This window comes from Mesorhizobium sp. B2-5-3, from assembly GCF_006441005.1.
Classification (GTDB): Bacteria; Pseudomonadota; Alphaproteobacteria; order Rhizobiales; family Rhizobiaceae; genus Mesorhizobium.
This window is the reverse complement of sequence record NZ_VFUS01000005.1, coordinates 354,111-368,757: the sequence shown is the minus strand read 5'-3', so window position 1 is coordinate 368,757 and position 14,647 is coordinate 354,111. Positions and strand designations below refer to the sequence as shown.

The following is a 14,647-nucleotide window of genomic DNA, read 5'->3' as shown; positions in this document are numbered from 1 at the left end:
TCAGGGCTTGATACGACCATGGACACGACAGCCCAACACGGCACGGTGAAGGACGGGCCCCTGGCCTCCACGCCGCGCCTGACGCTGTCCGGCATCTCGAAGAGCTTTCCCGGCGTGCGCGCGCTGCACAATGTCAGCCTCTCGCTCTATCCGGGCCAGGTGACGGCGCTGATCGGCGAGAACGGCGCCGGCAAGTCGACGCTGGTCAAGATCATGACCGGCATCTACCAGCCCGATGCGGGCACGATCAGCATAGACGGGCAGGACGTCACCCTGCCCAGCGCGCACGCCGCCTTCGGCCATGGCGTTACCGCCATCCATCAGGAAACCGTGCTGTTCGACGATCTGACGGTCGCCGAAAACATCTTTCTCGGCCATGCGCCGCGCACCCGCTTTGGCACCATCGACTGGCGCACCATGCGCAGAAATGCGCGCGAAGTGCTCGACACCATGCATGCCGGCCATATCGACGCCGATGCAAGGCTGAAGGACCTCGGCATCGCCAACAAGCATCTCGTTGCCGTGGCGCGGGCCATGTCGATCGACGCGCAGATCGTCATCATGGACGAACCGACGGCCGCCCTTTCGATGAAGGAGATCGAAGAGCTCTTTTTGCTGATCGAGTTCCTCAAGAGCGAAGGCAAGGCGATCCTGTTCATCAGCCACAAGTTCGACGAGATCTACCGCATCGCCGACCGCTACACCGTGTTCCGCGACGGCGAGATGGTCGGCGAAGGGCTGATCAAGGATGCCGCCCAGAGCCAGATCGTGCGCATGATGGTGGGCCGTGCGGTCGATCACATCTTTCCACAGCGCAAGGCCGAGATCGGCGCGCAGGTGCTGTCGGTCTCCGGCCTGTCGCACCCCACCGAATTCAACGACATCGGTTTCGAACTGCACAAGGGCGAGATTCTCGGCTTCTACGGTCTTGTGGGCGCCGGCCGCAGCGAGGTGATGCAGGCGATTTCAGGGATCACTCGCACCTCCGGCGGCACGATCACGCTGGACGGCAAGTCGATCGTGCCGAAATCGGCGGCGGATTCGATCGAGGCCGGCATCGTCTACGTGCCCGAGGAGCGCGGCAAGCAAGGCGTGGTGATCGGCCTGCCCATCTTCCAGAATGTTTCTCTCCCGTCGCTGGCACGCACCTCCAAATCCGGCGTGCTGCGGCTGGCGGAGGAATTTTCGCTCGCCCGCTCCTACACCGAGCGGCTCGACCTCAGGGCCTCCTCGCTCAGCCAGGATGTCGGCACGCTGTCGGGCGGCAACCAGCAGAAGATCGTCATTGCCAAATGGCTGGCGACCACGCCCAAGGTCATCATCCTGGACGAGCCGACCAAGGGCATCGACATCGGCTCCAAGGCCGCCGTGCACGGCTTCATGGCCGAGCTGGTGGCGCAAGGCCTGTCGGTTATCATGGTGTCGTCGGAGCTGCCCGAAATCCTCGGCATGTCCGACCGCGTCGTCGTCATGCGCGAGGGCCTTGTCGCGGCCGTCTACGACAACAACGGACTGGACGCCGAGACGCTGGTCCGGACGGCGGCGGGGATTGCGGCATGAAGGCTTTGCTGAAATATCGCGAAATCTGGTTGCTGGCGGCCATTCTCGTGCTGATCGGGCTGATCTCGACGCGTTTTCCCGCCTTCGCCGACCCCGGCAATTTGCGCCAGGTGTTCAACGACACCTCGATCCTGATGATCCTGGCGCTCGGGCAGATGGTGGTCATCCTGACCCGTTCGATCGATCTGTCGATGGCGTCGAACCTCTGTTTCACCGGCATGGTGGTGGCGATGCTGAACGCCGCCCACCCGGCGATCCCGATCCCGCTGCTGATCGTCATCGCGCTGGTCGTCGGCCTGGTGCTCGGCGCCATCAACGGCCTTCTGGTGTGGCGGCTGAACATCCCCTCGATCGTGGTGACATTGGGCACGCTGACCATCTATCGCGGCGTCACCTTCGTCATCTCCGGCGGCGCCTGGGTCAATGCCGACAAGATGAGCCCCGAGTTCATCGGCTTCCAACGCGCGGCCTTACTCGGCATTCCGGTGCTGTCCTGGATCGCCATTCTGGTCATCGCGCTGTTCTTCATCCTGATGACGCGCACCGCGCTCGGCCGCTCGATCTATGCCATCGGCGTCAATCCTACGGCGTCGGTTTATGCCGGCATCGATGTCGGGCGGACGAAATTCATCGTCTTCTGCATCTCCGGCATGATCGGCGGGCTCGCCGGCTATCTCTGGATCTCACGCTACGTGATCGCCTCGGTCGAGGTCGCCAATGGCTACGAGCTCAACATCATCGCCGCTTGCGTCATCGGCGGCATCTCGATTGCCGGCGGCATCGGTTCGGTCGGGGGCGCGGTGTTGGGGGCGCTGTTCCTGGGCATCATCTCCAACGCGCTGCCGGTCATCAACATCTCGCCCTTCTGGCAGATGGCGATTTCGGGCAGCGCCATCATCCTCGCCGTCGTGCTCAACGCGCGCGGCGAACGCCAGCAGGGCCGCATCATCCTGAGAAAAATGGAGGCGGCATGAGCGACGTCCCTGCCCCGCGCCACATTCCGGACCGGCTCGACAAGCCGTTTCGTTCGGCGATCTTTTCCTGGGAAGCGCTGCTGGTCGTGGTGGCCCTCGCCATCTTCGCCATCAACAGCTTCGCCTCGCCCTATTTCCTCGACCCCTATTCGCTGTCGGACCTGACCTTCAACTTCACCGAGAAGGGCCTGATCGCCTTCGCCATGGCGCTGCTGATCATTTCGGGCGAGATCGACCTGTCGGTCGCCGCCATCATCGCGCTGGCCTCGACCATGATGGGCATGGCGGTGCAGGCCGGCGCCGGAACGCCGGTGCTGGTGGCGATCGGCATCGTCGTCGGGCTCGGCTGCGGCGCCTTCAACGGCCTGCTGGTCACGAGGCTTGGCCTGCCCTCGATCGTCGTCACCATCGGCACGATGAGCCTGTTTCGAGGCATCGCCTTCATCATCCTCGGCGACCAGGCCTACAAGGGTTATCCCGAGAGCTTCGCCTTCTTCGGCCAGGGTTACGTCCGGTGGGTGGTGTCGTTCGAGCTGGTGCTCTTTCTCATCGCCGCCGTCGTCTACTGGTTCGTGCTGCACCGCACGAGTTTCGGCCGCCGCGTCTTCGCCATCGGCAACAATCCGGTCGCGGCACAGTTTTCCGGCGTGCGTGTCGGCCGCATCAAGTTCATCCTGTTCTGCCTGACCGGGCTGATGTCCGGCATCGCCTCTGTGCTGATCACCTCCCGGCTCGGTTCGACCCGTCCCTCGATCGCGCAGGGCTATGAGCTGGAAGTCATCACCATGGTGGTGCTTGGCGGCGTCAGCATCCTTGGCGGCGCAGGCAGCATTGTCGGCGTCGTGCTCGCCGCCTTCATCATGGGGCTGGTGACCTTCGGGCTCGGCCTGCTCAACGTGCCCGGCATCGTCATGTCGATCTTCATCGGCCTGCTCCTGATCATCGTCATCGCGCTGCCGATCGTCTGGCGGCGGCTGCGCGGGGGACGCTGATGGCCGAAAAATACGCGTTCAAGATGATGCTCAAGCCCGGCATGAAGGCGGAATACAAGAAGCGTCACGACGAGATATGGCCATCGCTGGTCGCGCTGTTGAAGCAGGCCGGGGTTTCCGACTATTCCATCCATCTCGACGAGGAGACCAACATCCTGTTCGGCGTGCTGTGGCGGCGGGACGACCATGGCATGGCCGACCTGCCGAAGCATCCGGTGATGCAGCGCTGGTGGGCAGACATGGCCGACCTCATGGAGACCAGGCCTGACAATGAGCCGGTGGCCGTGCCCCTGGAAACCATGTTCCACATGGCATGAGTGCCCCGCGCCACATCGCCGTCATCGACATCGGCAAGACCAACGCCAAGGTGGCGCTGGTCGACCTCGCCACGCTGCGCGAGGTCGCGCTGCGCCGAATGGCGAACGCGCCGGTGCGGCAAGCCCGCTACCCGCATCACGACGTCGAGGCGCTGTGGGCCTTCATCCTCGACAGTCTTGCCGATCTCAACCGCGAACAGACCATCGACGCCGTTTCGATCACTACCCATGGCGCGACGGGCGCTCTGGTTGAGGCCTCCGGCGAACTGGTGTTGCCCGTGCTCGACTACGAATTCGACGGCCCCGAGGAACTCGCGGCCGAGTATAACGCGATCCGTCCGCCCTTCGCTGAAACCGGCACGCCGCGGCTGCCGCTCGGCCTCAATCTCGGCGCGCAATTCTTCTGGCAGCAGAAGCGCTTTCCGACGGAATTCGCCAGGGCAACGGCGATGTTGATGTATCCCCAATATTGGGCGCTGCGGCTGACCGGCATCGCCGCCAACGAGGTGACCTCGCTCGGCTGCCACACCGATCTGTGGAACCCGTGGAAAGCGGATTTTTCGGCAATGATCGACCGCCTCGGTTGGCGCGCGTTGATGGCGCCGGTGCGGCCGGCAAGGGACCGGCTCGGCCCGCTCCTGCCGGCGCTTGCCGAGCGAACGGGGCTCGATCCGCGGACGCCTGTGTTCTGCGGCCTGCACGATTCCAACGCCTCGCTGTTGCCGCATCTTCTCGCCGACGCGCCGCCTTTCAGCGTCGTCTCGACCGGCACCTGGGTGGTGTCGATGTCGGTCAGCGGCAGATCGGTGGCGCTCGATCCGGCGCGTGATACGCTGGTCAACGTCAACGCGCTGGGCGATCCCGTGCCATCGGCGCGCTTCATGGGCGGCCGCGAATTTTCCGTGCTGACGGATGATCAGCCGGAGAACTGGACCGAAGACGATGTCGGGGCCGTGCTGGCAAAAAGGACGCTGCTGCTGCCATCGACACAACAGGGGTCGGGACCGTTCCCGCATCATGCGGCGGCGTGGCTCAACGCTGACGGCATGAATAGCGGCCAGCGCTTTGCCGCCATCTCTTTCTATCTGGCGCTGATGTCGGCGACCTGCCTCGATCTGATCGGCGCCGACGGCCCGACCATTGTCGAAGGCCCTTTCGCCCGCAACCGGCTCTTTGTCGGCATGCTGGCGGCGGCGACCGCCAGAAGCGTCGTCGCCTCCGAAGCCGCGACCGGCACCAGCATCGGCGCCGCGTTGCTGGCATCGGACAAGGCTGAGGCGCATGGCAAGGGCTTGAGACAAGAACCGCCGGTCGACCCCGCCTTGACGGATTATGCAAGCACCTGGCGTGCGGCGGTCGAAGGGCGGGGCTAACTACGGATCCGCTTGCCTAATCTTCATAGACCAGCCCCTGTGGATCGATTTCGGGCTTTCGGCCGGCGACGAGGTCGGCGAGGAATTTGCCCGAGCCGCAGGCCATGGTCCATCCGACATGGCCGTGGCCGGTGTCGAGATAGAGATTTTTGTAGCGGGCCCGGCCGATGACCGGCACGGAATTGGGCATCATCGGCCGCAGGCCCGCCCAGAACATGGCCTTCTTCTCGTCGAAGGCGCCAGGGAAAAGATCCTTGCCGGTGCTGATGATGGTGTTGAAGTCAGCGGGCTTGAAGCTTCGGTCAAAGCCGGTGAACTCGGCCGTCGAGGACATCCGCAAGCGGTTGCCCAGCCTGGAATAGCCGATCAGCCGGTCCTCGTCGGCGCCACCCATAGTCGGCCCCTTGCTTTCGTCCTCCAGGGGGATCGTCGCGGTATAGCCTTTCACCGGATAAACCGGCAGGTCGATGCCGTAGCGGCGGCCGAGTAGGCCGCTTTCCGGGCCCATTGCGATGACAACCGCATCGCCGGCCACCGGGCCTGACGAGGTGATGACGGCCCGCACCCTGTCGCCTTCGATATCGAAACCTTCGACCGTGGTGCCGAACCGGAACTCGGCGCCAAGCCTCTCGGTCGCATAGGCGGCGAGCCTGTCGACAAACAGTTTGGAATCGCCAGTCTGGTCAGTGGGCGAATAAACCCCGCCGGCTATCTTGTCCTTCACCCCGGCAAGCCCCGGCTCCAGTTCGACCAGCCGGTCGCGCCCGACGATCTCGATCGGCAAGCCATGCTCGGCAAGATAGCGATAATTGTCGGTCCCGGTGTCGAGACTCTTCTGCGAGCGGAAGAAGTAGAGGATGCCCTTCTTGCGCTCGTCATAGTGGATGCCGGTCGCCTCCGACAGCGCATTGATGCAGTCGCGCGAATAGAGCGCGAGCCGCAGCTTGATGTCGGTGTTGGCGCGCAGGCGCGCCACCGTGCACTGGCGCAGGAAGCGCAGGCTCCAGGCGAGAAAATAGGGATCGAAGCGCAGTCGCACCTTGATGCCGAGATCGTGGTTGTAGAGCCCGCGCAGGAAGGTCTTCAGCGCCGCCGGGGAAGCCCAGGCGGTGGCATCGCCCGGCGACACCAGCCCGGCATTCGACTGGCTGGTGCCCCGCGCCGGCGCCGGATGACGCTCGATGACGGTGACCTCATGGCCGTCGCTCGCCAGATAGTAGGCGGCCGCCGTGCCGACGACGCCGGCCCCGAGCACCGTTATCTTCATGTCGTCCCCCCAAAAAAGGTCGAACCGGGCAGCGCGCTTCCGCACCCTCCGCGAACGCTTCCATAGCGCTTCGCGGAGCGGCTTGCGAGCCCTTGGGAAAACCCGCTCAACCGCGTGCGGAATTCTTCCCCGTCAGGATACGCTCCCAGGCGAGCGCATCTGCAACGATCTGGTCGAGATCGTCGCGTTGCGGCGTCCAGCCGAGTTCCGTCCGGGCGAGATCGGAATTGGCAACCACCGCGGCGGCGTCACCGGGGCGGCGCTCGCCCGTCCTGACCTCGAAATCATGGCCGAAGGCGCGGCGCACGCTCTCGATCACCTCCAGCACCGAGTAGCCGTGGCTGTAGCCGCAATTGGCGACGAGGCTCGCGCCCCCGGCGCGCAGCCGCTCAAGGGCCAGGCGATGCGCCGCGGCCAGGTCGCTGACATGGATATAATCGCGCATGCAGGTGCCGTCGGGCGTCGGATAATCGGTGCCGTACACCTGCATGAACGGCCGCTTGCCGAGCGCCGTCTCGCAAGCGACCTTGATCAGATGCGTGGCGCCCGGCGTCGACTGGCCGGTGCGCCCCCTGGGATCGGCGCCCGCGACGTTGAAATAGCGCAGCGCCGTATAGCGCAGGCCATGCGCGATCGCCGCATCGCGCAGCATCCATTCGCTCATCAGCTTGGAGAGGCCGTAGGGCGATTCCGGCGCCAGGCGGGCATCCTCGCGCACCGGTTCCAGCCCAGCGCCGCCATAGACGGCGGCTGTCGAGGAGAAGATGAAGTTCGGCACGCCCTCGCGCACCGCCGTTTCGATCAGCGTGCGCGTCTTGCAGGTGTTGTTCTCGTAGTAGCCGAGCGGATCGGCGACGGATTCGGGAACGACGATCGAGCCGGCAAAATGGATGATCGCATCGACATTGTTGTCGCGGATGATGGAGCCGACCAATTCCTTGTCGGCGACATCGCCGACGACCAGCTTTGCCTCCGGTGCCACCGCCCATTCGAAACCGGTCGAAAGCCGGTCGAGAACGACCACGCTTTCGCCCGCATCCAGCAATTCCCAGACCATATGGCTGCCGATATAACCGGCGCCGCCCGTCACCAAAACCGTCATTCCGCGTCCTCGCATTCAAGATCTATCGGAAACTGTCTCAATACCGCTCTACTGGAAAGCCCGCCCCATGACCAATAAAACCCTGCGTAACCGACTTGGCCGGCATATGGCATCATGTCGAAACAAAAGCGCCCTACAGGCCGTTATCGCCAGGAAATAGGCCATGATCCGCCCCTCGTTAGGAACAGGTGCGGGGCGTGGCATTTTGACCAAAACGGGCCGGTGGACGGCCAATCGGGCAATGATTATGATCCAGCGCAAAACTGGGAAGCCGACATGAATTATCAGCGGTTCTTCGAGGACGCGATCGACCAGCTCCATGCGGAACGACGCTACCGCGTCTTTGCCGACCTCGAGCGCATAGCGGGCAAATTTCCGCGTGCCATCTGGCGCGCCAACGGCCGCGCAGAGGAAATCACCGTCTGGTGCTCCAACGACTATCTCGGCATGGGCCAGCACCCGGATGTCATCGCAGCGTTTCAGAACGCGGCGGGCCGGATGGGTTCGGGCGCCGGCGGCACCCGCAACATCTCCGGCACCAGCAATCCGCTGGTCGAACTCGAGCATGAGCTCGCCGACCTGCACGACAAGGAAGCCGCGCTGGTCTTCACCTCCGGTTTTGTCTCCAACGAGGCCTCGATCTCGACCATCGCGCGGCTTTTGCCCAACTGCCTGATCATCTCGGACGAGTTGAACCATGCCTCGATGATCGAAGGCGTGCGGCGCTCGGGCGCGGAAAAGAAGATTTTTCGCCACAACGATGTCGCGCACCTGGAAAGCCTGCTGCAGGCGGCGGGCCGCGAACGCGCCAAGCTGATCGTGTTCGAGAGCGTCTATTCGATGGATGGCGATATCGCGCCGATCAGAGAGATCGTCGACCTCGCCGAGCGCTATAACGCCATGACCTATATCGACGAGGTCCACGCCGTGGGCATGTATGGTCCGCGCGGCGGCGGCATCACCGAGCGGGAAGGCCTCGCCGACCGCATCGACATCATCGAGGGCACGCTCGCCAAGGCTTTCGGCACGCTGGGCGGCTACATCACCGGCACGAGCGCTGTCATCGACGCCGTGCGCTCCTATGCGCCGGGCTTCATCTTCACCACCGCGCTGCCGCCGGCCATCGCCGCCGCTGCCACTACCTCGATCCGTCATCTCAAGCGCTCGCAGGCCGAGCGTGACGCCCAGCAGCAGCAGGCGACGCGGACCAAGCAGATCCTCTCCGCCGCCGGCCTCCCGGTGATGGAATCGGCGACCCACATCGTGCCAGTGCTGGTTGGCGACCCCGAGCTTTGCAAGATGGCAAGCGACCGGCTGCTCGGCGTGCACGGCATCTACATCCAGCCGATCAACTATCCGACCGTGCCGCGCGGCACGGAGCGGCTGCGCATCACGCCGACGCCGTTCCATTCGGATGCGCTGATCGCCGAGCTGCAGGACGCCCTGGTCGAGACCTGGGACGCGCTCGGCATTTCCTATGGTTCAGCAGGACGACCTTCCGTGGCCAAGACCGACCGGATCATTCCCCTGCTGGTGCCCAAGTCAGGCGGCTGAAACCCGTTTGAAACTCCACTCCGGCGGCCGTCTGGGGCGCCGGAGCGACTTTCAATTCGGGCGTCATCAACCTCTCAAACAGTCGTCATCCACTTCGCCAGCCTGTGCGCCGCCTCCTCGAGCTGGTCGAGGCGGCGGTGGAAGCACAGCCTGAGGAAGGCTTCGCCGCCTGGGCCAAAGGCCGTGCCCGGCGCCAGGCCGACATTGGCCTTGTCGACGATCTCGAAGGCGGCGCTGCGCGAATCGGTGATGCCGTCCACCCTGAAGAACAGGTAGAAAGCACCTTGCGGCACGGTGAACCGGGCGCGGTCGGTGGCGCCGAGAATGCCGCAGACCAGATCGCGCGCCTTCCTACCCCTCTCCACCTGTTCGGCGACGAAGACATCGCCTTCATCGAGCGCCGCGACCGCGCCGCGCTGCATGAACTGGGCGACACCTGAATTCGAATACTGGATCAGGTTCTCGAACACCTGCTGCAAACTCGGATGGGTCTTGATCCATCCGACGCGCCAGCCGGTCATCGCCCAGTTCTTGGAGAAGCTGTTCACGAACAGGATGCGGTCCTCTGCGGTCGCGATGTCGAGGAAGGACGGCGCGCGGCCTTGGCCATAGTGGAACAGCGAATAGATCTCGTCGGCGATGATCCAAAGGCCATTTGCCCGGGCGAGATCGAGAATGGCGCGCAAAGTCTCGTGGTCGGCGGTCCAGCCGGTCGGATTGGACGGCGTGTTGATGAACAACGCCCTGGTCTTGGGCGTGATGGCGGCCGCGATCTTCTCGACATCGCACGACCAGCCATTGCCGGATTGATCGAGCGTGACCGGCACCGGCACGGCACCGGCGATGGCGGCGGCGGCGTCGAAATTCGGCCAGGCGGGCGACAGATAGATCACCTCGTCGCCGGCACCGGCAAGCGCGTCGAGCGCAAGCTGGATCGCATGCATGCCCGAGCCGGTGACGATGAATTCGTCCTCGGCGAAGTGTTTGCCGAAATGCCTGTGGTAATAGCGGGCAAGCGCCTGCCTCAGATCGGGGATGCCCCTCTGCCAGGTGTAGAACGTCTCGCCACCGGCCAGCGCTTTCGACGCGGCATCGGTGATGAAGGATGGCGTCGGCAGATCGCCCTCGCCGGCCCAGAGCGGGATCAAGCCGTCGCGCAGCCTGCCATAGTTGACGACGGCGACGATACCGCTTTCGGGCGCAGCCAAGGCCTCGGGGCGCAGGTTCTGGATCAGGGTCATTGGCAGGTCCGTTCGAACAGGGATAGCATGCCGGCTGTTCTACTACGGGCGAAAGCAAAAAACCCCGGCCGTGAACGACCGGGGTTTTGGTCCAGAAGAACCTGATGTCTCTATCTCCTGGCAAGCAGATCGCGGATTTCGGTCAGAAGCTGCACATCGGCAGGCGGCGGCGCGGCGGCAGGCGCGGGCTTTTCGGCCTCCAGGCGCCTGCGCAGGTTGTTCACCGCCTTGACCATCAAGAAGATGATGAATGCGAGGATGAGAAAGTTCAGCACGACGGTGATGAAGCTGCCATAGGCGAAGACGGCGCCCTCTTTCTTTGCCTCCGCCAGCGTGCCCGAGTGGACGTTCGAGGACAGTCCGAAGAAGTAGTTGTTGAAGTCCAACCCGCCGAAAATCGCGCCCACGATCGGCATGATGATGTCGTTGACAAGGGAATCGACGATCCTGCCGAAAGCAGCGCCGATGATGACGCCGACGGCCAGGTCCATCACATTGCCCTTGGAAATGAATTCCTGGAATTCTTTCAGCATTTCGACCCTCCTTGCCATGATCGGCCGCGTTCTCCAGCGCCGGCCAAGCCCACAATAGCAAAAACCTCCGGTTGCAAAACCGGAAAAAGGGCCAAGGCACCGGTTTGTTTTTACCCGCATCATCAGACGTCCATGCGCCGAACGCCGCGATGGACTCAGCTTCCAAGCTGTGGTTGCGTGCGGTGAGCGGGCGTCGAGCCGGCCAGGGAGGAAGCGCGAGCCGTGCAGGGCTTGTTCATCGTTGTCATCGCGATCGCTTATGTGACGCTTCTATTCGCCATCGCCAGCCTTGGCGACCGCCGCTCGGCCAGCTCCGGGCCCGGTCGCGCACGTCCGTTCATCTACGCGCTCAGCCTGGCCATCTATTGCACCTCCTGGACATTTTTCGGTTCTGTCGGCCTGTCTTCCGAGCGCGGCCTGGAGTTCCTCGGCATCTACACCGGCCCGGTGCTGGTGTTCGTGTTCGGTTTTCCCTTGCTCAACCGTCTCGTGCGGCTGGCCAAGACCGAGAAGATCACCTCGATCGCCGACTTCCTCGGCGCGCGCTATGGCAAGAGCTTCACCGTGGCCGCCATCGCCACGCTGATCGCGACCATCGGCGCGGTGCCCTATATCGCGCTGCAGCTGAAGGCGATCTCCGGTTCCGTCAGCCTGATGGTCGAGCATTACACCGGCTCGCCGCCCTCGTTCGATCCTTTCGTCAGCGACATCTCGCTGGTGGTCGCCATGCTGCTGGCGCTGTTCGCGGTGCTGTTCGGCACGCGCCACGCCGACGCCACCGAGCACCAGGACGGGCTGGTGCTGGCGGTGGCGGTCGAAACCGTGGTCAAGCTTGCCGCCTTCCTGGCGATCGGCCTGATGGTCACTTTCCTGATCTTCGGCGGGCCCGGCGACATGTTCGGCAAGCTGGCCGAAAACGGCCAGGTGCGGCAGGCGATGGGCTATTCGACGTCGCTCGCCACCTGGCTGGTGCTGACCTGCCTGAGTGGCTTCGCCATCATCCTTCTGCCCCGGCAATTCTACGTCACCATCGTCGAGAACCGCAGCGAGGCGGAACTGCGCACCGCGACATGGGTGTTTCCGCTCTATCTGGTGGCGATCAACCTATTCGTGCTGCCGATCGCCTTCGCCGGACTGTCGCTGGTCGGCACGAAGACGAGCAGCGACCTTTATGTGCTGTCGCTGCCCTTGTTCGGCGGTCACGATTTCCTGGCCATGGCTGCCTTCATCGGCGGCCTGTCGGCGGCCACCGCCATGGTCATCGTCGAGAGCGTGGCGCTGTCGATCATGATCTCCAACGACCTCATCATCCCGCTGTTCGTGCGGCGGCTGCTGAGGACGACGTCTTCCGAAAACGAGGACTGGTCTACGCTCATCCTCAACGTGCGGCGGGCATCGATCTTCATCATGCTTTTCATCGCCTTCCTCTACTATCGCGAGAGCACCGACAGCGCGCGGCTGTCGTCGATCGGCCTGATGTCGTTCGCGGCGATCGCGCAATTCGCGCCGGCGCTGATCGGCGGGCTGATCTGGCGCGGCGCCAATGGCAGGGGCGCGGCCCTCGGCATGGTCGCCGGCATCCTGATCTGGGGCTACACGCTGCTGTTGCCATCGCTCGTCGCGCCCGAAACCGGCATATTGGTGCATGGCCTGTTCGGCTTCGAAGCGCTGCGGCCGCAGGCGCTGTTCGGCACCGTTGCGGAGCCGTTGAACCACGGCGTGCTGTGGAGCCTGTCGATCAACGCACTGTTTTTCGTACTGGGCTCGCTGTCACGCGCCGCGGTGCCGCTGGAGCGCATCCAGGCGTCGATCTTCGTGCCGCGCGAAGCCGGGCCGATGCCCAGCCTGCGCCGTTTCCGTACCGCCGTCACCGTCAACGACCTGAAGGACACCATCGCGCGCTATCTCGGCGTCCAGCGCACCGAGCGGTCGTTCCAGTCCTTCGAAAAGACCACCAACGTCATCCTGCATGGCAATGAGCAGGCCAGCATGGACGTCATCCGCTTTTCCGAGCAGCTTTTGGCCAGCGCCGTCGGCTCTTCGTCGGCGCGGCTGATCCTGTCGCTGCTGTTTCGCCGCCACGACCGCGAATCCAGGGATGCCTTCCGGCTGCTCGACGACGCCACGGAAGCATTGCAACACAATCGCGACCTGTTGCAGATCGCGCTCGACCAGATGGAACAGGGCATCACCGTCTTCGACCGGGATTTCAGGCTGATCTGCTGGAACCGCCAGTACCGGGAGCTGTTCGACCTGCCCGACGACATGGGCCAGGTCGGCGTCTCGCTCGACCAGATCCTGCGCCATCTGGCGGAGCGCGGCGATATCCCGACCGACCAGCGGGTGACGATGCTCAACCGGCTGACCAGCTTCGTCAGCCCCTGGCAGATGGAACTGAAGACCAGCGGCCGGATCCTGGAGCTGCGCTCCAACCCGATGCCGGACGGCGGCATCGTCGCCACCTATGCCGACATTTCCGGCCGCGTCGAGCAGGACCTGGCGCTGAAGCGGGCGAACGAGTCGCTGGAACAGCGGGTGAAGACCCGCACCATCGAACTGACCAGGGTCAACGAGGAGTTGACCCGGGTCAACGAGGAACTGGCGCAGGCGCAGATGCTTGCCGAGGAGGCCAATCTGGGCAAGACGCGCTTCCTCGCCGCGGCCGGCCACGACATCCTTCAACCGCTCAACGCCGCCAGGCTCTACTGCTCGTCGCTGATCGAAAAGGCCGGCAAGGGCCCGGCCGGCAAGGCCGCGGTCAACATCGACTCCTCGCTGGAATCGGTCGAGACCATTCTGGGCGCCGTGCTCGACATTTCCCGCCTCGATGCCGGTGCCATGAAACCGGACGACACGGCCTTCAACCTAGACGCATTGCTGCGCCAGATCGGCAATGATTTCCGGCCGCTTGCCGCGGAAAAGCAACTCAAGCTGACGATCATGCCCTCGTCGCTGACAGTGATGACGGATCGCAACCTGTTGCGCCGCCTGATCCAGAACCTCGTTTCCAACGCCATCAAATACACACGTCACGGCCGCATCCTGGTTGGCGTGCGGCGGCGCGGCGAACTGGCGGAAATCCAGGTGATCGACACTGGCATCGGCATTGCCGGCGACAAGCTGAACACGGTGTTTCGCGAATTCACCCGGCTGGACGAAGGCGCGCGCGAGGCCGAAGGCCTCGGCCTCGGCCTTTCGATCGTCGATCGCATCGCGCGGGTGCTGAGGCTTGAAATCCGTATTTTCTCCAATCCGGGCAAGGGCACGCGCTTTTCCGTCATCCTGCCGGTGGCGGCCGTGCAGGAACCGAAACGCGAGGTCGAAACCAGGGCGCCGGCCCGCGCGGCGGCTTCGCTGGCCGGACTGAGCGTGCTGTGTATCGACAACGACGCCCGCATCCTGGAAGGCATGCGGCTGCTGCTCGAAGGCTGGGGCTGCGCCGTCGAGACCGTGTCCGGCACAACGAACCGGGATATCGCGATCCGCCGCCCGGACATTGTCCTTGCCGACTATCATCTCGATGGCGAAACCGGCCTCGACGCCATCGTCGGGCTGCGAGCGATCCACGGCGACGACCTGCCCGCCGTGCTGGTCACCGCCGACCGTTCCAACGAGGTACGCACGGCGGCGGCCGGGCTCGACGTCCCGGTGATCAACAAGCCGCTCAAACCGGCCGTGCTGCGCTCGATGATGGCCAGGGTCAGGCCGCTGGCGCCGGCGGCGGAGTAACTGTC

General features: G+C 64.2%; 11 protein-coding genes. 7 read left to right on the top strand and 4 right to left on the bottom strand.

The genetic code is table 11. The features are described 5' to 3' along the window. Positions 1 to 18: 18 nt before the first annotated feature. From FJ867_RS14645 to FJ867_RS14625, 5 genes are read left to right on the top strand one after another with little or no spacing between them, the layout of a single operon-like run. Entirely contained in the window at positions 19 to 1,560 is a 1,542-nt protein-coding gene (locus tag FJ867_RS14645; protein WP_140496563.1) for a sugar ABC transporter ATP-binding protein, read from the top strand. After that, positions 1,557 to 2,534, top strand: coding sequence for an ABC transporter permease (locus FJ867_RS14640; RefSeq protein ID WP_140817733.1), 978 nt, complete (start codon positions 1,557 to 1,559; stop codon positions 2,532 to 2,534). Before FJ867_RS14645 ends, FJ867_RS14640 begins: the two co-directional genes overlap by 4 nt. Further along, on the top strand, positions 2,531 to 3,526 hold the full coding sequence (locus tag FJ867_RS14635; protein ID WP_140513291.1) for an ABC transporter permease: 996 nt from the start codon (positions 2,531 to 2,533) through the stop codon (positions 3,524 to 3,526). Before FJ867_RS14640 ends, FJ867_RS14635 begins: the two co-directional genes overlap by 4 nt. Next, on the top strand, positions 3,526 to 3,843 hold the full coding sequence (gene rhaM / locus FJ867_RS14630; RefSeq protein ID WP_140496569.1) for an L-rhamnose mutarotase: 318 nt from the start codon (positions 3,526 to 3,528) through the stop codon (positions 3,841 to 3,843). Before FJ867_RS14635 ends, rhaM begins: the two co-directional genes overlap by 1 nt. Further along, positions 3,840 to 5,216, top strand: coding sequence for an FGGY-family carbohydrate kinase (locus FJ867_RS14625; protein ID WP_140817731.1), 1,377 nt, complete (start codon positions 3,840 to 3,842; stop codon positions 5,214 to 5,216). The genes rhaM and FJ867_RS14625 overlap by 4 nt, the downstream gene beginning before the upstream one ends. A gap of 16 nt (positions 5,217 to 5,232) precedes the next feature. Here FJ867_RS14625 and FJ867_RS14620 read toward each other — a convergent pair whose 3' ends face one another. Further along, positions 5,233 to 6,483, bottom strand: a complete 1,251-nt coding sequence (locus tag FJ867_RS14620; RefSeq protein ID WP_140496573.1) for a D-amino acid dehydrogenase — start codon at positions 6,481 to 6,483, stop codon at positions 5,233 to 5,235. A gap of 106 nt (positions 6,484 to 6,589) precedes the next feature. After that, the gene (galE, locus tag FJ867_RS14615) at positions 6,590 to 7,585 is read right to left on the bottom strand and encodes a UDP-glucose 4-epimerase GalE (RefSeq protein WP_140496575.1); all 996 of its coding nucleotides are present in this window, start codon (positions 7,583 to 7,585) and stop codon (positions 6,590 to 6,592) included. Between the two features lie 276 nt (positions 7,586 to 7,861). Between galE and hemA the strand changes: the two genes are divergently transcribed. After that, complete coding sequence (hemA, locus tag FJ867_RS14610) at positions 7,862 to 9,139, top strand: 5-aminolevulinate synthase (RefSeq protein ID WP_140513285.1); 1,278 nt, start codon at positions 7,862 to 7,864, stop codon at positions 9,137 to 9,139. A gap of 74 nt (positions 9,140 to 9,213) precedes the next feature. On the opposite strand, the gene FJ867_RS14605 is transcribed toward hemA, so the two are convergent. Together FJ867_RS14605 and mscL are read right to left on the bottom strand one after the other, a co-directional pair. Next, complete coding sequence (locus FJ867_RS14605) at positions 9,214 to 10,380, bottom strand: pyridoxal phosphate-dependent aminotransferase (protein ID WP_140817729.1); 1,167 nt, start codon at positions 10,378 to 10,380, stop codon at positions 9,214 to 9,216. A gap of 110 nt (positions 10,381 to 10,490) precedes the next feature. Beyond that, entirely contained in the window at positions 10,491 to 10,913 is a 423-nt protein-coding gene (mscL, locus tag FJ867_RS14600) for a large conductance mechanosensitive channel protein MscL (RefSeq protein WP_140496583.1), read from the bottom strand. Between the two features lie 222 nt (positions 10,914 to 11,135). Between mscL and FJ867_RS14595 the strand changes: the two genes are divergently transcribed. Beyond that, positions 11,136 to 14,642: a PAS domain-containing hybrid sensor histidine kinase/response regulator gene (locus tag FJ867_RS14595; protein ID WP_140523992.1), complete on the top strand. Its 3,507-nt coding sequence runs from the start codon at positions 11,136 to 11,138 to the stop codon at positions 14,640 to 14,642. Positions 14,643 to 14,647 lie beyond the last annotated feature (5 nt).

What these genes read in the sequence shown, in the direction of transcription:
- FJ867_RS14640 (WP_140817733.1), top strand. Translation starts at nt 1,557, where the DNA reads ATGAAGGCTTTGCTGAAATATCGCGAAATCTGGTTGCTGGCGGCCATT.
- mscL (WP_140496583.1), bottom strand. Translation starts at nt 10,913, where the DNA reads ATGCTGAAAGAATTCCAGGAATTCATTTCCAAGGGCAATGTGATGGAC.
- rhaM (WP_140496569.1), top strand. Translation starts at nt 3,526, where the DNA reads ATGGCCGAAAAATACGCGTTCAAGATGATGCTCAAGCCCGGCATGAAG.
- FJ867_RS14605 (WP_140817729.1), bottom strand. Translation starts at nt 10,380, where the DNA reads ATGACCCTGATCCAGAACCTGCGCCCCGAGGCCTTGGCTGCGCCCGAA.
- hemA (WP_140513285.1), top strand. Translation starts at nt 7,862, where the DNA reads ATGAATTATCAGCGGTTCTTCGAGGACGCGATCGACCAGCTCCATGCG.
- FJ867_RS14635 (WP_140513291.1), top strand. Translation starts at nt 2,531, where the DNA reads ATGAGCGACGTCCCTGCCCCGCGCCACATTCCGGACCGGCTCGACAAG.
- FJ867_RS14620 (WP_140496573.1), bottom strand. Translation starts at nt 6,483, where the DNA reads ATGAAGATAACGGTGCTCGGGGCCGGCGTCGTCGGCACGGCGGCCGCC.
- FJ867_RS14645 (WP_140496563.1), top strand. Translation starts at nt 19, where the DNA reads ATGGACACGACAGCCCAACACGGCACGGTGAAGGACGGGCCCCTGGCC.
- galE (WP_140496575.1), bottom strand. Translation starts at nt 7,585, where the DNA reads ATGACGGTTTTGGTGACGGGCGGCGCCGGTTATATCGGCAGCCATATG.
- FJ867_RS14625 (WP_140817731.1), top strand. Translation starts at nt 3,840, where the DNA reads ATGAGTGCCCCGCGCCACATCGCCGTCATCGACATCGGCAAGACCAAC.